Annotated in this window: 18 protein-coding genes; 7 read left to right on the top strand and 11 right to left on the bottom strand. The window is 70.8% G+C overall.

Going from position 1 to position 17,458, the window contains the following annotated elements:
- The 3 genes from ACFUN8_RS22005 to ACFUN8_RS21995 all read right to left on the bottom strand — a co-directional run bounded on the left by ACFUN8_RS22005 (nucleotide 1) and on the right by ACFUN8_RS21995 (nucleotide 3,719).
- Nucleotides 1–1,044 carry an AAA family ATPase gene (locus ACFUN8_RS22005; protein WP_383640174.1) on the bottom strand — a complete coding sequence of 348 codons (1,044 nt, stop codon included), beginning with the start codon at nucleotides 1,042–1,044 and terminating at the stop codon, nucleotides 1–3.
- A 112-nt stretch (nucleotides 1,045–1,156) separates the two neighbouring features.
- On the bottom strand, nucleotides 1,157–3,178 hold the full coding sequence (locus ACFUN8_RS22000) for a trypsin-like peptidase domain-containing protein (protein ID WP_383640172.1): 2,022 nt from the start codon (nucleotides 3,176–3,178) through the stop codon (nucleotides 1,157–1,159).
- A 142-nt stretch (nucleotides 3,179–3,320) separates the two neighbouring features.
- Nucleotides 3,321–3,719 carry a CU044_2847 family protein gene (locus tag ACFUN8_RS21995; RefSeq protein ID WP_383640169.1) on the bottom strand — a complete coding sequence of 133 codons (399 nt, stop codon included), beginning with the start codon at nucleotides 3,717–3,719 and terminating at the stop codon, nucleotides 3,321–3,323.
- Nucleotides 3,720–3,790: 71 nt separating this feature from the next.
- Between ACFUN8_RS21995 and ACFUN8_RS21990 the strand changes: the two genes are divergently transcribed.
- From ACFUN8_RS21990 to ACFUN8_RS21980, 3 genes are all read left to right on the top strand, one after another.
- Nucleotides 3,791–3,973 (top strand): DUF6104 family protein, encoded by a 183-nt coding sequence (locus tag ACFUN8_RS21990; protein ID WP_019058231.1) that lies wholly within the window; start codon nucleotides 3,791–3,793, stop codon nucleotides 3,971–3,973.
- A 103-nt stretch (nucleotides 3,974–4,076) separates the two neighbouring features.
- Nucleotides 4,077–4,952, top strand: a complete 876-nt coding sequence (locus ACFUN8_RS21985; RefSeq protein WP_383640166.1) for a DUF4097 domain-containing protein — start codon at nucleotides 4,077–4,079, stop codon at nucleotides 4,950–4,952.
- Nucleotide 4,953: 1 nt separating this feature from the next.
- Entirely contained in the window at nucleotides 4,954–5,898 is a 945-nt protein-coding gene (locus ACFUN8_RS21980) for a helix-turn-helix transcriptional regulator (protein ID WP_383640164.1), read from the top strand.
- A 451-nt stretch (nucleotides 5,899–6,349) separates the two neighbouring features.
- Here ACFUN8_RS21980 and ACFUN8_RS21975 read toward each other — a convergent pair whose 3' ends face one another.
- From ACFUN8_RS21975 to ACFUN8_RS21945, 7 genes are all read right to left on the bottom strand, one after another.
- The gene (locus tag ACFUN8_RS21975; RefSeq protein ID WP_383640161.1) at nucleotides 6,350–6,901 is read right to left on the bottom strand and encodes a Clp protease N-terminal domain-containing protein; all 552 of its coding nucleotides are present in this window, start codon (nucleotides 6,899–6,901) and stop codon (nucleotides 6,350–6,352) included.
- A complete protein-coding gene (locus ACFUN8_RS21970; RefSeq protein WP_069630502.1) occupies nucleotides 6,901–7,110 on the bottom strand; it encodes a helix-turn-helix domain-containing protein in 210 nt (69 codons plus the stop codon). The genes ACFUN8_RS21975 and ACFUN8_RS21970 overlap by 1 nt, the downstream gene beginning before the upstream one ends.
- A gap of 49 nt (nucleotides 7,111–7,159) precedes the next feature.
- On the bottom strand, nucleotides 7,160–7,447 hold the full coding sequence (locus tag ACFUN8_RS21965; protein WP_383640158.1) for a hypothetical protein: 288 nt from the start codon (nucleotides 7,445–7,447) through the stop codon (nucleotides 7,160–7,162).
- A gap of 10 nt (nucleotides 7,448–7,457) precedes the next feature.
- Entirely contained in the window at nucleotides 7,458–8,420 is a 963-nt protein-coding gene (locus tag ACFUN8_RS21960) for a zinc-binding dehydrogenase (protein WP_383640155.1), read from the bottom strand.
- A gap of 103 nt (nucleotides 8,421–8,523) precedes the next feature.
- The gene (locus tag ACFUN8_RS21955) at nucleotides 8,524–10,080 is read right to left on the bottom strand and encodes an alkaline phosphatase D family protein (RefSeq protein WP_383640153.1); all 1,557 of its coding nucleotides are present in this window, start codon (nucleotides 10,078–10,080) and stop codon (nucleotides 8,524–8,526) included.
- Nucleotides 10,077–10,661 (bottom strand): phosphoesterase, encoded by a 585-nt coding sequence (locus ACFUN8_RS21950; RefSeq protein WP_383640150.1) that lies wholly within the window; start codon nucleotides 10,659–10,661, stop codon nucleotides 10,077–10,079. Before ACFUN8_RS21950 ends, ACFUN8_RS21955 begins: the two co-directional genes overlap by 4 nt.
- A gap of 151 nt (nucleotides 10,662–10,812) precedes the next feature.
- Nucleotides 10,813–11,874: an aldo/keto reductase gene (locus ACFUN8_RS21945; RefSeq protein WP_383640147.1), complete on the bottom strand. Its 1,062-nt coding sequence runs from the start codon at nucleotides 11,872–11,874 to the stop codon at nucleotides 10,813–10,815.
- A gap of 120 nt (nucleotides 11,875–11,994) precedes the next feature.
- Here ACFUN8_RS21945 and ACFUN8_RS21940 point away from each other — a divergent pair, with 120 nt between their 5' ends.
- Nucleotides 11,995–12,834 carry a helix-turn-helix transcriptional regulator gene (locus tag ACFUN8_RS21940; RefSeq protein ID WP_383640144.1) on the top strand — a complete coding sequence of 280 codons (840 nt, stop codon included), beginning with the start codon at nucleotides 11,995–11,997 and terminating at the stop codon, nucleotides 12,832–12,834.
- Between the two features lie 87 nt (nucleotides 12,835–12,921).
- Here ACFUN8_RS21940 and ACFUN8_RS21935 read toward each other — a convergent pair whose 3' ends face one another.
- On the bottom strand, nucleotides 12,922–14,133 hold the full coding sequence (locus tag ACFUN8_RS21935; protein WP_382569278.1) for an NADP-dependent malic enzyme: 1,212 nt from the start codon (nucleotides 14,131–14,133) through the stop codon (nucleotides 12,922–12,924).
- Nucleotides 14,134–14,657: 524 nt separating this feature from the next.
- On the opposite strand from ACFUN8_RS21935, the gene ACFUN8_RS21930 reads away from it, so the two are divergent.
- The 3 genes from ACFUN8_RS21930 to ACFUN8_RS21920 are packed head-to-tail and all read left to right on the top strand — an operon-like array spanning nucleotide 14,658 to nucleotide 17,397.
- Nucleotides 14,658–15,620, top strand: coding sequence for an ABC transporter substrate-binding protein (locus tag ACFUN8_RS21930; RefSeq protein ID WP_383640140.1), 963 nt, complete (start codon nucleotides 14,658–14,660; stop codon nucleotides 15,618–15,620).
- A 29-nt stretch (nucleotides 15,621–15,649) separates the two neighbouring features.
- On the top strand, nucleotides 15,650–16,597 hold the full coding sequence (locus ACFUN8_RS21925) for an amino acid ABC transporter permease (RefSeq protein WP_383640137.1): 948 nt from the start codon (nucleotides 15,650–15,652) through the stop codon (nucleotides 16,595–16,597).
- Nucleotides 16,594–17,397, top strand: coding sequence for an amino acid ABC transporter ATP-binding protein (locus ACFUN8_RS21920; RefSeq protein ID WP_383640134.1), 804 nt, complete (start codon nucleotides 16,594–16,596; stop codon nucleotides 17,395–17,397). Before ACFUN8_RS21925 ends, ACFUN8_RS21920 begins: the two co-directional genes overlap by 4 nt.
- Nucleotides 17,398–17,458: the final 61 nt, after the last annotated feature.

Below are 17,458 nucleotides of genomic sequence, written 5' to 3'. Positions count from 1 at the left end.
TCACCTCGGACGGTCGAGAGGGCGGAGCAGCATCTCGGCGAGCCTGTTGCGGGTGACCTGTTCGGCGTGGGCCGCCCGCTGGGTCACATACAGCGCGTTCAGCAGTTGGTCGGTGGCGACGACCTCGCCGGGCTCGCGCTGGAGGAACCGCTCGATCAGCTCGGCGCCCTCCTCCAGGGCCTCCTCGCCCAGATGCGCCGCGACCATCGCGGCGAGCTGTTTCTCGCCGGGCGGTTTGAGTTCGAGCTGGATACAGCGGCGCAACAGGGCGGCGGGGAAGTCCCGTTCGCCGTTGGAGGTGAGGATGATGAACGGGAAGGCGGTGCACCGGACCCGGCCGCCGGTCACGGTCACCGGCGTCCCGTCGTCGGTGAGGACGTCGGTCGCCGGTTCGCGTTCGACGCGCCGCGCCAGCTCACGAATCGTGAACTCGCCCTCCTCCAGGACGTTCAGGAGGTCGTTCGGCAGGTCGATGTCGCTCTTGTCGAACTCGTCGATGAGCAGTACCCGGGGCAGTCCGTCGGCCGACGGCAGCAGCGCCGTACCGAGCGGGCCGAGCCTGATGTACGACCCGATGGGCGGCTGCCGCACCGCGTCGCCGGAGACCGCCCGGTCGAGCTGTACGTCCTGGAGCCTGCCGATCGCGTCGTAGTGGTAGAGGCCGTCCTGGAGGGTCGTACGGCTGACGATGGGCCAGCGCAGCACCCGGCCGAGCCGCAGTTCGTGGGCGACGGCGTGCGCGAGCGTCGACTTGCCGGTGCCGGGATTGCCGGTGACGAGCAGCGGACGGCGCAGCTGGAGCGCGGCGTTCACGGCCTCGACCTCGTCGGGGCGCGGGTGGAACGACTCCACGAGGCGGCGTTTGACACCCAGCCGGCGGGCGTTGTCCACCTCTTCGGAGTCCGGTCCGTCCGGCGTACCGTCCGCACCCGCCGCGCCGTCGGGGGTGCGCGCGGTGAACTCCCGCCAGGGGGGCGGATCCGGTAAGTGCCGCGCACCGTCGTGCGGCAGCCCCGCTCCCCGGTAGATGCGCCAGTCGGTCACAGTAGGCTCCTCATCGATGTCAGCCCGGCGTGCGCCCGGCATCCTGGACGTCCGTACCCCACCTGGCCGTCCGTACCCCGTCCGCAGCAGGTGAGTTGGGGGCATCCATCTGTCATAGCGGTGGAGCGTGCAGTGGTTCGTCGGGAAGCGCCGGCCTGTGTGGCGGATCGTAGATGAGGACGATGTGCCGTGCCCAGGCCGTCTGCCGGTCGGACCGGTCGGGATCGGCGCTGAGGTTGCGCAGCACCCGCACGCGCTCGCGCAGCGCGCTGCCGGTGGGGGCGTCGCGCACCAACTCGGCGGCCCTGCGGTAGAACTCCGCGCAGTCGTCGTGCCCGTCCTCGCCGGTGCGGCGGCACAGCACGGCGACATGGCCGGCGTGGAAGGCGCGGGTGAGGACACGCGAGCCGCGCCCGGTGGCCGTACTGGCGCAGTACACCGGCAGGGACGCGCCCGCGAGGCCCGCCGTACCGACCGACAGCCGCGCGTAGGCCGCCTCCTCCCCCTCGGGCGCGGTGGCCGTGTGCCCCCGGTCCGGCACGTCCAGGCAGAGCGGTACGGCCTCCAGCGGCCCCCGGTCGGTGGCGCGTCTGCCGCGGTTCCACTCCGGGGTCACACCGTCGCGCCGGCGCAACTGGTCGCGCAGGGCGACGACTCGGCGCCGTCCGATCGGGAGCGTGTGCACGCTGGGCGGTTCGTCGGCGCGCGGCAGCCGGGAGCGCCACTCGTCGACGGGCTCGTCGAAGAGGGCGCGGGGCAGCAGGAAGTCGACGGCCGCGACGTACTGCCCGGCGTCGGCGCGGGCCAGTGCCTCGCTCAGACCCTGGCGTACGGCCTCCTCCAGCCCGTGGCGCGGGACGCCCTCCTCGTCGTACCGGACGGTGGTCGTGCCGCCGTCGGGGTCCAGCAGTTGCACACGCCAGGGGTGGGTGCCGTATATCTCGGGCTCGATGACGACGAGGACGTCGTCGTGCACGGCCTCCAGGACGGGGCCGGCCTCCGGGTCGGCGTCGCGGTCGCCGCCGGCGAGGATCTCCAGGGTCTCCTCGCGGATCACCTCGTTCTCCAGCGCGTCGGCGGCCTTGTGGACCCAGTCACGGAGCTTCTGGGCGCCGGGGCTGTCGCGGCGTGCGCGCAGGGTCAGATAGACCATCGCCGCGTACAGGACGACGCCTTCCTGTTCGAGGTCCTGCCCCGCCGGGGCGGCTTCGGTGCCTTCGCGCGGATCGTGGAGCAGGCCCGCGCCCTCACGCCAGGTGCGCGGGTCGTTGGACTCGATGCGCTGGGTGCTGCGCAGCATGCGGCGGCTCGCGCCGTTCACGAGTTGCAGCACCTCGCCGGGGCCCGTGGGCGGTTCGACGTCGGCGAACAGCCCGTACAGCTGGGTGCGTGACTGCGGCGTGAAGCTGTGCGGCCGGCCCTGGGCCAGCGCGAGCCGGTGGTGGCGGCGGGGCCAGCAGTCGCCGGGGCCCTCGAACCGGCGCAGATGGTGCCGGTCGTGGGCGCCGACGACCTCCGCCCACGGGGATCCGGCCACCTCGTCGCCGAGGGCGCGCAGCACGGTGATGGACTCGGCGCGGCCGAGGGTGGCGTCGCCCTGTTTCTTGCCCTTGATGACGCCGACGACCGATCCGTACCGGGTGTCGACGACGGGGCCGCCCGAACAACCGGGCAGCACCAGGGCGCTCTTGAGCCACAGCGCCTGCCCCTGGCGTCCGCCGGTCGCGATGGCCGTCGTGGCGACGAACTCCTCGGCGCCGTGCGCCCCCAGCGTCGACGCCCAGCCGAACAGTTCGACCTGGGCGGGTGTGGCGGCCGAACGGTCGCTGAGCCAGAGGCAGTCGGCGAAGTCGGCGCCGGGCACCCGTACGAGCGCGAGGTCGTGACCGGCCAGGACGTGGGCGATCTCGCCGTCCAGCCGCTCCTCGTCGTAGGTGGTGACCGTGACTGGGCCCCCTGGCTCCCGCTCCATCGCACCCACCCTCTTGTCCACGACATGCGCGCAGGTCACGACCCATTCGGGGGCGACGAAGAAGCCGCTGCCCCAGAAATCGGCACTGTCTGCGTCATACCCGTCGGCGGCGGGCCCGATGCGGACGACTCCCCGGCTCACGGGGGCTTCGAGGGAGCTCATGCGTCAACACGCGGGGAGTATGAGGGCGTTGGAAGGGCGCGTCGCCTTTCGCCCCGCGATCCGCTCCCCGGCGATCCGCGGCCGACCTGAGCGTCTTTCATCCGCACCCCGTTCCCCCGAAGTTGAGGCAAGTGGGACGAGGCTAGCCGGATGATCCCGAAGTGGGGAGTGGTTCCGGTCCCGGCGAGCCTTCCGGGGCGGGCCGTGCCGCTTCGCGGTCCAGCTGCCAGGTGAGGGTGACGGAGATGGACGCCTTGGCCTCCCCGTCGGCCAGGACGGCGGCCACACCGGCGCCCGGCTTGACCGCCAGTTCGATGCCGAACGTGGCGCTGACCTCGCTCGGTCCCGCCGCCCGCGCCGCGTCCATGACGGTGGCGCCGACCGCGGCGATCACCTCGTTGACGCGGGCGACGCCCGACCGGAGCCGGTCGACGGCCCCGACGTCCTCGAACTCCGACTCGTCCGGCCGCAGCACGCTGACCCTGGCGAGAATGACCTGCCCACCGGGCAGGACCACTTCCTGTACGTCGTGTTCCGCCACCACTCCCCCGCTCACCCCACGGCCATGTGCGGGGATACCTCCCCTCCCCACCAGGTAGTTACGCTGATCGCATGTACTTCACTGATCGCGGGATCGAGGAACTGGAGAAGCGGCGCGGCGAGGAGGAGGTCACCTTCGAGTGGCTGGCCGAGCAGCTGCGTACGTTCGTCGATCTCAACCCGGACTTCGAGGTTCCGGTGGAACGTCTGGCCACGTGGCTCGCCCGCCTGGACGACGACGAGGACGACGAGTAGCCGCCATCGCGATAGGTCTTGACTTCCCCCAACCACGATATATCGTGTTCTGTAAGAGACGCGATATGTTGCGTCGTGGCCGGCCACAGGGGGAGTCAGCACCATGGCAGAGTCGACGTGGGAAGTCAGTGGGCCGAAGAAGCTCACCTTCGACGACCCGGTGACGGCGCTCAGCGTGCGCATCGTCAACGGCATGGTCAACGTCGTCGGCATCGACGAGACCGCGCTGGCCGAGCAGGGCGGCGCGCGCCTGGAGATCTCCGAGATCCACGGCCCGCCCCTGATCGTGACCCGCACGGGCGACACACTCACCATCGCCTACGAGGACCTCCCCTGGCACAACTTCCTCAAGTGGCTCGACAGCAAGGGCCACCGGCGCCGCGCCGTCGTCTCCCTCACGGTCCCGGCGGGGGCGAGCGTCGAGGTCGGCGTCGTCGGGGCGGGTGCCGTGATCTCCGGGATCAAGGGGCGCACGGACGTGCGCGGCGTGAACGGTGACACCACCCTCGTCGGCCGGGTCGGCGCGGAGACCGTCGCCGGGAACGTGGAGGCGCAGGCCGTCACCGGCGACCTGCGCTTCAGCTCGGTCTCGGGCGATCTGACGGTCGTCGACTGCGCGGGAGCGTCGGTGCGGGCCGACACCGTCAGCGGCGACATGGTCATCGACCTCGAACCCGCCGGCAAACCCACCGACATCAAGGTCAACACGGTCTCGGGCGAGGTGGCCATCCGGCTGCCGCACCCGGCGGACGCGAAGGTCGAGGCGAACACGGCGAGCGGTTCGGTCTCCAACGCCTTCGACGACCTGCGGGTCGGCGGACACTGGGGCGCGAAGAAGATCACCGGCACGCTCGGGGCGGGTACGGGGCAGCTCAAGGCGATGACGGTGTCCGGCTCGATCGCCCTGCTCCGCAGGCCACCGGCGGAAGACCCGTACGACGCCGCCCCCTCCTCTCCCCCCGCCACGAAGGAGCTCTGACATGCCCCCGGTCTTCGCCCACGGCCGCCTCCGCCTCTACCTGCTCAAACTGCTCGACGAGGCACCGCGCCACGGCTACGAGGTGATCAGACTGCTGGAGGAGCGCTTCCAGGGCCTTTACGCGCCCTCCGCCGGCACGGTCTACCCGCGGCTGTCCAAACTGGAGGCCGAGGGCCTGGTCACCCACGCCACCGAGGGGGGCCGCAAGGTCTACTCGATCACGGAGGCGGGCCGCGAGGAGTTGGCGGGCCGCAGCGGTGAACTGGCCGACCTGGAGCTGGAGATCCGCGAGTCCGTCTCCGAACTCGCCTCGGAGATCCGCGACGACGTACGGGGCGCGGCGGGCCGGCTGCGCAACGAGATGCGCGCGGCGGCGGCGTCGGCATCGGCCGGCACCCAGACCAACGGGGAGAGCTGGACCGGGGACGGCGAGTCCTGGCGCGCGGCGAAGGAGGAGCTGCGCCGCGCGAAGCAGGAGTGGAAGGAACAGGCCCGCCGGGCGAAGGACGAGTCCCGCCGGGCGCGTGAGGACGCACAGCAGGCGCGCCGCCAGGCCAAGGAGGCGCAGGAGACGGCGCGCGAGGAGATGCTGCGTATCGCCAAGCAGGTCCAGGACCAGGTCCAGGGCCACTTCGCGCGCGGCGACTGGCCGACGGGGGTACGGGAGGGCCTGTCCGAACTGTCGACGCACCTCGGCGGCCTGGCGAAGGGCTCGGCGTGGCCCCCGCACGCCAAACCGGACGCGGACCCCGAGTGGGCGGACGACACCCCCACGACGGGCGACCCGGCCCGCGACCTGGACCGCCTGCTGGACCGCTTCCGCGACGACGTCCGCGACGCGGCGCGTGACCACGGTGTGACGGAGACGCAACTGGCGGAAGCCCGCGGGCACTTGTCTGCGGCGGCGGCGCGTATTGGCGGCCTGCTGCGGGGTCCGAAGCCGTAGGGTCCGCCCGGTGGTCGGGTTGTCCTCAAGCGCCGGACGGGCTGGGTGGGTTGCGGTGGTGGCCGGGTGCCGCTCCGGGGTCATGGCCGGACGGCGTGACTTACGCCGCGTGCACGGCTCGTTGGACCCGGGGGAACCGGCATTCCCACGCGGCACAAGTCAGCCTGAGTGTCCGACCACGACCCCTGCGCGTCCCCCTTCCAACCCGCGGGCGGGAGCGGGGTTCGTACCGCTCCACGTGACGGCGTGAGGGGGGCGGGGGCGCAGGAGGGGTGTGTTCGGACACTCAGGCTGACTTGTGCCGCGTGAACGAGGAGGCCGCGTCGGGTCCAACGAGCGCTGCACGCGGCGTAAGTCACGCCGTCCGGACATACCCCTCCGGAGACCCCGCACCCCGCCCACGCCAACGAAACCGCAACCCGACAACCCCGCACAGCCCCCGGAGGGCCCCTCAGCCCCGCCCCCCGAACAGCGCCCGCTCCACCGCCCCGTACGTCCCCCCGTGGTCCGCCAGCACGTCCGACACCACGCCCGGACGCGCCGTCAGTGCCAGCAGGATGTGGCCGTCGGTGATCTCCTTGTCGCCGCGGCCCAGCGCGACCCGCAGCGACTGCTCCAGCGTCTTCTTCGCCGCGGGCGTGAACTTCTTGTGGGACGTCCAGCCCCGCTTCACGCGACCGCCCACCCCCATCGCGCCCGCGCCGTGCGTCTCCTCCACCTTCGAGACGATCTGCGCGACGTCGATCCCGATCTCGGCGAGCGCCGCCTCGTCGGCGTGCGACATGCCGCCCCGCCGGCGCGCGTCCGCCAGCCCCGCCTCCACCGAGGCGCGCCGGTCCAGGATGCCGAGCGAGGCGAAGGCGAACGCCGAGCGCGTCCCCTCCGAGTCGAGCAGCGCGAGCAGCATGTGCTCGTCGGTGACCTGGGGCGCCGCCGTGCGTTCGGCCTCGGCGACGGCGCCCGTCACCACGGCGCGCGCGCCTTTCGTGAACCGTTCGAACATCACTGCCTCCCGTACTTCTTGTGTACCGCCTGCCTGCTGACACCGAGCTGGGCCGCGATCTCCTGCCACGACCAGCCCTGGTTTCGGGCGCTGCGCACCTGGACGGCTTCGAGCTGTTCGAGCAGCCGCCGCAGCGCGGCGACCGCCCTCAGCCCGACGCGGGGGTCGCGGTCGCCCGCCCGCTCGGCGAGATCCGTTGCATCGGTCATGACTGTCAATTTACGTTGACAGTCCGGCCATGTCAACCAACATTGACAGTCAGCCGCGTCGGCGCCACGCCCGGCGCCGACGCCGACGAGCGGGCAGCCTCCCGTACGGCGGCGGCGACGGCGACGGCAGCGGCATCTGCCGTTCCGCCGCGGCCTGGATCTCGTGGTGCGCCTCGTGCGCGGTCACCCGGAACGCCTCGTCGTACGCGGCCATGGCCGCGGTGATCCCCGCGCCGGCGCTCCCCCGGCGCCTGACGAGCAGCGCGAGCCGGCCGAAGAAGCCCATGACCACCGCGAGGCAGCCGACGAGCAGAAGCAACGGCAGCAGTGCGTTCACGAAAGCCCCCTCAGCCGGTCAGCACGATCTTGCCGAACAGATCGCCCGCCGCCATCCGCTCGAAGCCCTCGCGCGCCCGGTCCAGCGGCAGGACGTCGTCGATGACGGGGCGGATGCCCGTCGCCGTACAGAAGGACAGCAGCGCCGCCAGTTCGTCCTTGGTGCCCATCGTCGAGCCGACGATCTTCAGCTCCAGGAAGAAGACCCGGGTCAGCTCGGCGTGCGAGGGCCGGTCGCCGCTCGTGGCGCCGGAGATCACCACCGTGCCGCCGGGCCGCAGGGACTTGATCGAGTGCGACCACGTCGCGGCGCCGACCGTCTCGATGACGGCGTCCACGCGGTGCGGCAGCCGCGCGCCCGGCTCGAAGGCGTCGGTGGCGCCCAGTTCGACGGCGCGCTTGCGCTTCGCCTCGTCGCGGCTGGTGGCGTACACCCGAAGCCCCGCGGCCTTCCCGAGGACGATCGCCGCGGTCGCGACGCCGCCGCCCGCGCCCTGCACGAGGACGGAATCCCCGGGCCGTACACCGGCGTTGGTGAACAGCATCCGGTACGCGGTCAGCCAGGAGGTCGGCAGACAGGCGGCCTGCTCGAAGGTCAGCCCGGCGGGCTTGGGCAGCAGATTCCAGGTGGGTACGGTGACCCGCTCGGCGAACGTGCCCTGGTAGCGCTCGGTGAGCAGCGAGCGGGGCTCACCGGGGCCGACGCCGTGGCCGGTCTGGCCGATGACGGAGTGGATGACGACCTCGTTGCCGTCCTCGTCGATCCCGGCGGCGTCGCAGCCGAGGATCATCGGCAGTTGGTCCTCCGAGAAGCCGACCCCGCGCAGGGTCCAGAGGTCGTGATGGTTGAGTGAGGCGGCCTTGACGGTGACGGTCGACCAGCCGGGGCGCGGCTCGGGAGCCGGGCGTTCGCCCAACTCAAGGCCGTTGAGGGGCTGGTCACGGTCGATGCGGGCTGCGTAGGCGGCGAACATGACCTCGACCCTAGAGCGGGGGCGGGACGCGCGGAACCACGCGGGCGTGTGAGGCGGGTCCCGCCCCTCCGGGCCCCGCCTCCGGTCCCGCCCCCGCCGGGTCTCAGTCCCTGCGGTACTGCGCGGGTGACGACTTCGTCGCCGGGTCCTCGTACGCGCCCGCCGTGCCCCGGTCCACATGGAACGTGGTCAGGGTGGAGACGGGCGAGGCCGGGTCGCGGCGGTCCCCGATGACCCGCATATGCGTGCTGAATCGTTCCGGCGTGACCTCGTACACGTCGTAGCCGTACCGGTTGCCCTCGAAGTACTGAAGGTGCGGGTTGGCCGCGCCCATCAGCGGCCCGTTGGTGGAGTTCCACTGCGCGTCGTACGCGCTGGAACTCACCGAGTGCGCCGTGAACTCCGTTCCCAGGAGCGGCGATTCGGTGTTGTCGTAGTCGGGCCGGATATCGTCGACGAACGCGGAGTGCCAGTCGCCCGTGAGGACCACGAGGTCTTCGAGGCCGCTGGTACGCACATGCTCCAGCACCTCCTCGCGCTCGCCGAGGAAGCCGTCCCACTGGTCGGTGAACATGTAGCCGCCGCCGGGGCGGCCCCGCAGCTGGCTGAGCATGATCGAGTTGGCCCAGATGTGCCAGCTGTCGGGCGCGCGGTCGACGGTCTTCTTCAGCCAGGTCTTCTGGTCGGCGCCCAGGATGGTGCCGTCGGCGAGGTTCTGCGCGGAGCGGTACTGCCGCAGGTCGAGCACGGCCAGCTCCAGCAGGTCGCCCCAGCGGCGCACCCGGTGGAGGTCGATGTCCGGCAGGACCGAGTCCCGGGCGCCCCGGTGCGGCAGGTGCTCGTACCACGCCTGGTACGCGGCGGCCCGGCGTCCCATGAAGGGTGCGCCGCCCCCCGTACCGCTGTAGTCGTTCGCCACCTCGTGGTCGTCCCAGGTGAGGAACCACGGGTGCGCGGCGTGCGCGGCGCGCAGCGACGGGTCGCCCTTGTAGAGGGCGTGGCGCATCCGGTAGTCGTGCAGCGTGTAGATGGCCGGGCCGTTGTGGTCGCGGATGTCGCTGCCCTCGGGGCCGTGCTCGTATATGTAGTCGCCGAGGTGGATGACGAAGTCCAGGTCCTCCCGGGCGATCCCGGCCAGCGCGGCGTAGTGGCCCTGCGGGTAGTTCTGGCAGTTGGCGGTGGCGAAGCGGGCGCTGCGGACCTGGCCGGAGGGGGCGGTACGGGTCCGGCCCAGGCGGCTGGTCCTGCCGAGCGCGGTGAAGGCGTACCAGTACGTACGGCCGGGGCGCAGCCCGCCGACCGGTACGTGCACGCTGTGCGCGAGGGTCGCGGACGCGGGGACGGTGCCGCGCGCCACGACGCGGCGCAGGGCGCGGTCCTCGGCGACGACCCAGCGGACGTCGACGATCTCGTCGAGCGGCTGCTCGCCCGGCTCGGCGAACGGCTCGGGCGCGAGCCGCGTCCAGAGCACGACACTGGTGGGCTGTGGGTCGCCGGACCCGACACCGAGCGTGAACGGCGCCTGGTCGTACGTCGAACCGAGCGCCTGCGCGGCCTCGCGGGCCTGGGCCGGGGAGAGTCCGGCGGTCAGCGGCCAGACCACGTTGAGCGCGCCCGCGGCGCCGGCGGCCTTGAGCAGATCACGTCTGTTGAGGGTCACGAGTGCCTCCCCGAGGCGGTGAGGCCGAGTGAGATCGCGTCGGCGTAGCCGTCGTTGGACGTGCCCGTGCCGGTGCGGGTGAACGAGAGCTGTACGTGGGCGGAGCGGGCACCCGGCGGTACGGCGGCCTCGGCGCGGCGCTCCAGCATCGCGGTGGCGTGGCCGCGTTCGCCGGCGGTGACGGGGCCGAGGACGGAGAGCGCGAGCGGGGTGCCGGCCCGGTCCCGGAACTCGACGGACAGCCTGACCCCGTCCTCCTGCCCGGCGTACCCGCCGAGCCAGCCGCCGAGCGCGTACCGGACCCGCCCGGCGTCCACGGCGCGGTGCCCCGTGGTGCCGGAGGCGGGAAGGGCCACCTCCTGGACGAGGGTGGTGAAGGGGCTGTTCCCGCCGGAGAAGAACCGCGTTCCGGCCGCGCCGCCGGCCGGCCCGGGATCGTCGGGCGTGGGATACCCGTCCCCGACGTCGTACCCGACGAGCGCGGGCGCCCCCTGCCGTACGACCCATCCGACCACCTGCCCGACGGGCTCGGCGGTACCTCCGGACCCCTGCTCGGCGTCACCGTTGACAAGCAGATTCACAAGCGCCTCCTGGGTGGGATGTGTAGCGCGAGGATCCCACCAGGTGCGGGTGAATGGGCGGGGTCGGTTGGGTTGCGGCGGGCGGGCGGGACGCGGCGGCGGGCCCGTGGAGGGAGCGGGCGCGCGGTCTCCGGTCGGACGTCTCCGGGTGTCAGCGGCGGGGTTCGATCTTCAGGTCGCCGCTGTTGAACGTACGGCCCCTGTCACTGTCGAGGAGGCTGTGCGGGAGGCCCGGTTCGATCGCGCCGGCCTCTTCGAGGCGGGCCACCTGGGCGGCGGTGAACTCGACCTCCAGGGCGCCGAGGTTGTCCTTCAACTGCGCCGGGGTGCGCGCGCCGATGATCGATGCCGTCACGCCCGGGTTCCGCAGGGTCCACGCCAGTCCGACCTGGCCGGGTGTCCGGCCCAGCTCCGCGGCGACCTCCCCCACGACGTCCGCGATGGAGAGGTTGCGTTCGGTGAGCGCGCCGTTGGCGATGTTGAAGCCCTTGCGGGTGCCGTCGGCGGCGACCTCCGTCGCGGTCAGATCGGCCCGGCTGTACTTGCCGGTGAGCACCCCGCCGGCCAGCGGTGAGAACGGGACCACGCCCAGCCCCATCTCGCGCGCCATGGGGATCAGGTCACGTTCCGCGGTGCGCTCGATCAGGTTGTACTCGATCTGCAGCGCCACCAGCGGCGACCAGCCGCGCAGATCGGCGATGGCCTGCATGCGCGACACCTGCCAGGCCGGGGCGGTGGAGATCGCCACGTACAGGACCTTGCCCTGGCGGACCAGGTCGTCCATCCCCCGCAGGATCTCCTCGACCGGCGTCGTGAAGTCCCACACGTGCAGATAGAGCAGATCGAGGTAGTCCGTGTTCAGCCGGCGCAGACTGGTCTCCACCGAGTCGAACATGGTCTTGCGGTGGCTGCCCCCGGAGTTGGGGTCGCCGGGCCGGGCCAGCGTCGAGTACTTCGTCGCGAGCACCAGCCTTTCCCGGTTGTCGCGGGTGAATTCGCCCAGCAGGCGCTCGGAACTGCCGTTGGTGTATGTGTTGGCGGTGTCGATGAAATTGCCGCCGCGCTCGATATAGAGGTCGAAGAGTTCGCGCGCGTCGTCCTGCTCGGCGCCCCAGCCCCATTCGGTGCCGAAGGTCGCCGCGCCGAGGGCCAGCGGTGAGACCCGCAGCCCGGAGCGGCCCAGTAGCCGGTAGGTGTCGAGAGTGAGGGACATCGTGTGCTCCTGTGCTTGCGATCCGTTGCCGGGCACAAGCCTGTGACCACCGCGGGCCGGGGATAAGGGAGAGAACTTCCTGGGAAGGCCGGTCCTACCCTCGCTGTAGCATCGAAGCCGATGACTGTCACCGAGAGCACCGTGGATACGACGCGGGAGCTGGCCGCTTTCCTGCGTAGCCGCCGCGAGCATCTGGACCCGCGCGATTTCGGTCTGCCGCCGCGCCGGCGGGCCCGGCGGACGCCGGGCCTGCGCCGCGAAGAGGTCGCCGAGCTGGCCGGGATCAGCATCGACTACATCGTGCGCCTGGAGCAGGGCCGCGGACTGCGGCCGTCGGCGAACGTGGTGGAGGCGCTGGCGGAGGCCCTGCGCCTGGCCCCCGACGAACGCGTCTACCTCTTCGACCTGGCCCAGCAGCGTCCCCGTAACGCCGCCGAGGCCGCCACCACCGCGGCGCCGCCACTGGCCCGGCTGGTCGCCGATCTGTCGCCGCTGCCGGCGATGCTGATGAACCACCGTTACGACATTCTGGCCTGGAACGCCGAAATGGCGAGGCTGCTGCTGGATTTCGACACCCTGCCGCCGGCGCGGCGCAATTCGATGTGGCTGTGTCTGATGCATCCGGGGATGCGCGACTTCTACGTCGACCGCGAACGGGTCGTACGGGAGGGAATCGCGCACCTGCGCGCCGCGTGGGCCGCTCATCCGGAGGATCGGGCGCTGACCGACCTCATCACCGAATTCACCACCAATGACGAGGAGTTCGCGCGGTTCTGGAACGAGCGGGACATCACGGTGAACGGCCGTGGCCGCAAGGAGATGCGGCATCCCGAGGTCGGTACGGTCACGGTGGATTTCGAAGTGCTGATGCCCCTGCCGGATCCGGACCAGCGGCTGGTGATCTACCGGCCCGCGGACGACGAGAGCCGGTCCGCCCTGGACCGGCTGTGCCCGCGGTGACACCGAAGCGTCGCTCTCCACGCTGAGCAGGACCGCCCCCACCGAGGGAGGCGGCCCTGCGACAGTTGTCGGACCACTGCCGAACGGCTACCGCCGCGCGACGCCCTCGGCCCGCGCCGCCGCGGCGACGGCCGATGTCACCGCCGGGGCGACCCGCTCGTCGAACGGGGACGGGATCACGTAGTCCGCCGACAGTTCGTCGCCGACCACGTCCGCCAGCGCGTTCGCCGCCGCGATCTTCATGCCCTCCGTGATGCGCGACGCCCGCACCTGGAGCGCGCCCGCGAAGATCCCCGGGAACGCCAGCACGTTGTTGATCTGGTTCGGGTAGTCGCTCCGGCCCGTCGCCACGACCGCCGCGTACTGGTGCGCGATGTCGGGGTGCACCTCCGGGTTCGGGTTGGCCATGGCGAAGACGAACGCCTCCGGGGCCATCGACGCGATCGCCGGCTCCGGGACCGTACCGCCGGAGACGCCGATGAAGACGTCCGCGCCCGCCAGGGCGGCCTCCAGCGAGCCGGAGAGCCCCGCGCGGTTCGTGATCTCGGCCAGTTCGCGCTTGACGTCCGTCAGGTCGTCGCGGTCGGGGCTGACGATGCCCTTGCGGTCCGCGACCGACACGTCGCCGATCCCCGCGGCCAGCAGGAACTTCGCGATGGCGACCCCCGCCGCGCCCGCCCCGGAGATGACGGCGCGCAGGTCGCCGAGCGTGCGCCCGGTGAGCTTCGCGGCGTTGCGCAGGGCGGCGAGTGTCACGACGGCCGTGCCGTGCTGGTCGTCGTGGAAGACGGGGATGTCGAGCCGCTCCTGGAGCCTGCGCTCGATCTCGAAGCAGCGGGGCGCCGAGATGTCCTCCAGGTTGACCCCGCCGAAGGACGGGGCGAGCCGCACGACGGTGTCGATGATCTCGTCGGTGTCGGTCGTGGCGAGCGCCAGCGGCACCGCGTCGACGCCGCCGAACTGCTTGAACAGGATCGCCTTGCCCTCCATCACGGGGAGCGAGGCTTCCGGGCCGATGTCACCGAGACCGAGCACCGCGGTCCCGTCCGTCACGACGGCGACGACCTGCGACTTCCAGGTGTAGTCGTGGACCAGCTCCGGGTTCTCGGCGATCGCCGTGCACACCTTGGCGACCCCGGGCGTGTAGGCGAGGGACAAGTCGTCCTTGTCCCGGACGGGCACGGTGGCCTGGATGGCCATCTTCCCGCCGCGGTGCAGCGCGAACGCCGGATCGAAGGGCTCGTCGGTGGCGCCTTCGGTGTCGCTCTCACTGCGAGGATTCACGATCTCCGCTGCCATGTTCTTGACCCCTTAAGTCTCTTCATCAGTTGAGGGTGTCCACTCCTGGGTTACGGAGGGGTGGGCGGGCACCGCGTACGTGTCCTGTTATCGGCGGTTGGAACGCCGAACAGGAGGAGGTACATACGCGCGGGCGCGCCGCACACGCGCCCTGAGCCCCGGATGAGGGGTGTAGCTGTCCTTCATACCGGACGGGCCGGACGTCCACGACTCGTTTCACAAGCGGTGACATGACTCATAGCGGAGTTTCAGGACACTTCCGCCGCACGACACGAAACCACCCGGAGGGGAGGACGGACCGGAGATTGTCCGGCCGATAGAAGGCTCTCCAGCAGATGGTCCGGTCCTGGTCTGCCGGACTGCTGGGACACGAGGGTCACCCGTTATCCGATTTTGACATGACCAGCCCCCTGATCCGACCAGTCCGAATGGCAAGATGCCCTAATCAATCGCACACGGTCGCGACACTCGATGGCGCGTGCCCACCGCGTGGCAATTCCCTCGTCCGCCGGAGGATCCTCATCATGACCGCCAGCTTCACCAGTCGTACCACCGCCGGGAAGTCCCGCCTCGCCGCGGTCGGCGCGATCGCGGTCGCCGGCACTCTGCTGCTGACCGCCTGCGGCGACCAGACCGACAGCGGGAAGAAGGACTCCCCCGCCACCACGAAGAGCGCGCCGCTGGCCGACCAGTTGCCGAAGGCGATCGCCGACAAGGGCGTCATCAAGGTGGGCTCCGACATCGCGTACCCGCCGGTCGAGTTCAAGGACGACGCCGGCAAGACCGTCGGTATCGACCCCGACATCGCCGACGCGCTCGGCAAGCAGCTCGGGGTGAAGTTCGAGTTCGAGAACGGCACCTTCGACACGCTGCTCACGGGTCTGCGCTCCAAGCGGTACGACATAGCCATGTCGGCCATGACCGACACCAAGGCGCGTCAGGACGGCGTGGACTCCGAGACGGGCAAGAAGGTCGGCGAGGGTGTCGACTTCGTCGACTACTTCACCGCCGGTGTCTCGATCTACACCAAGAAGGGCGACGACAAGGGCATCGCCGCCTGGTCGGACCTGTGCGGCAAGAAGATGGTCGTCCAGCGCGGCACCGTCTCGCACGACCTGGCCAAGGCCGAGTCGACGAAGTGTACGGACGGCGGCAAGAAGGCCATCGGCATTGAGCCGTTCGACAACGACCAGCAGGCCCAGACACGGCTGCGCGCCGGTGGCGCCGACGCCGGTTCGTCGGACTTCCCGGTCGCGGCGTACGCGGTGAAGACCTCGGGCGGCGGCAACGACTTCCAGCTCGTCGGCGAGCAGATCGAGGCCGCCCCGTACGGCATCGCGGTCGCCAAGGGCAACGACGAACTGAGCAAGGCGCTCCAGGCCGCGCTCGACGCGATCATCAAGAACGGCGAGTACGACAAGATCATCGCGAAGTGGGGCGTCGACGCCGGCGCGGTCAAGGAAGCCTCGATCAACGCCGGCACCTGATCCGCGCCCGGCTCCGAAAGGCAGCATCCGTGTCTGTTGACATAACGAAGTCGGACGGCCCGTCCGACGCGCCACCGGCGGGATCCGCCGGGCCGGAGGCCATCAAGGCCATTCCGGTCCGGCACTACGGGCGGTACGTGAGCGCGGTCGTCGCGCTCGCGCTGCTCGCGACGATCATCTACGCGTTCTCCCAGGGAAAGATCAACTGGGGCGCCGTACCGGACTACTTCTTCGACGACCGCATCCTCAAGGGTGTCGGCCAGACGATGATCCTCACCGTCCTGTCGATGGCCATCGGCGTGGTCGGCGGCATCGTCCTCGCGGTGATGCGGCTGTCGAAGAACCCGGTGATGTCGTCCATCGCGTGGTCGTACATCTGGTTCTTCCGCGGTACGCCCGTCCTCGTCCAGCTCATGGTCTGGTTCAACCTCGGCCTGGTCTTCGAGTACATCAACCTCGGGCCGATCTACAAGGACTACTGGGCCAGCTTCATGACGCCGTTCCTGACGGCGCTGCTCGGCCTCGGCCTCAACGAGGCCGCGTACATGGCGGAGATCTGCCGGGCCGGTCTGCTCTCCGTCGACGAGGGGCAGACGGAGGCGTCGCACGCGCTGGGCATGAGCCACTCCAAGACGCTGCGCCGTGTCGTGATCCCGCAGGCGATGCGGGTGATCGTGCCGCCGACCGGCAACGAAGTCATCAACATGCTGAAGACGACGTCACTGGTCGCGACCGTGCAGTTCTACGAGTTGCTGAGATACGCGCAGGACATCGGGCAGACGTCCGGCGCCCCGGTCGAGATGCTGTTCCTCGCCGCCGCCTGGTATCTGCTGATGACCTCGGTCCTGAGCATCGGTCAGTACTACCTGGAGCGGCACTACGCGCGTGGCTCGCTGCGCACCCTGCCGCAGACCCCGTTCCAGAAGATCAAGGCCAATCTGCTGTCCCTGGGCCGCCCGAACGGAGGCACCGCATGACCGCCATCGCGAAGACGACGAACGGCGCGACCGGCAGCGGGACCGCGATGGTGAAGGCGGAGGCCGTACACAAGTCGTTCGGCGCCGCCCACGTGCTCAAGGGCATCGACCTGGAGGTCGCGCCGCGCGAGGTCTTCTGTCTGATCGGGCCCTCCGGGTCCGGCAAGTCGACCTTCCTGCGGTGCATCAACCATCTGGAGCAGGTCAACGCCGGACGGCTGTACGTCGACGGCGAGTTGGTCGGCTACCGCCAGAAGGGCGACAAGCTGTACGAGCTGCGCGACTCCGAAGTGGCCCTGAAGCGCCGGGACATCGGCATGGTCTTCCAGCGCTTCAACCTCTTCCCGCACATGACGGCCATCGAGAACATCATGGAGGCACCGATGCAGGTGCGCCGTGAGACGAAGGCCGTCGCCAGGGAGCGGGCCGAGAGGCTGCTGGACCGGGTGGGGCTCGCGGACAAGGCCGACGGCTATCCGTCGCAGCTCTCCGGCGGCCAGCAGCAGCGCGTGGCGATCGCCCGCGCGCTCGCGATGGAGCCGAAGCTGATGCTCTTCGACGAGCCGACGTCGGCGCTCGACCCGGAGCTGGTGGGCGACGTCCTGGACGTGATGCGGGACCTCGCCGAGTCCGGCATGACGATGATCGTCGTGACGCACGAGATGGGCTTCGCCCGCGAGGTCGGCGACGCGCTGGTGTTCATGGACGACGGGGTGGTCGTGGAGTCGGGCCATCCGCGCGAGGTCCTGACGAATCCGCAGCACGAGCGGACGAAGTCGTTCCTGTCGAAGGTGCTGTAGAAGGCGCTGTCGACGGCGCGCCAGAAGCGGCGAGGAGGGGTGTCACGGACCTGACGGCCCG

This window comes from Streptomyces sp. NPDC057307, from assembly GCF_042667665.1.
In the GTDB taxonomy this organism is placed as follows: domain Bacteria; phylum Actinomycetota; class Actinomycetes; order Streptomycetales; family Streptomycetaceae; genus Streptomyces.
The sequence above is the reverse complement of the archived record's forward strand: the minus strand, read 5'-3'. Positions and strand labels throughout refer to the sequence as shown.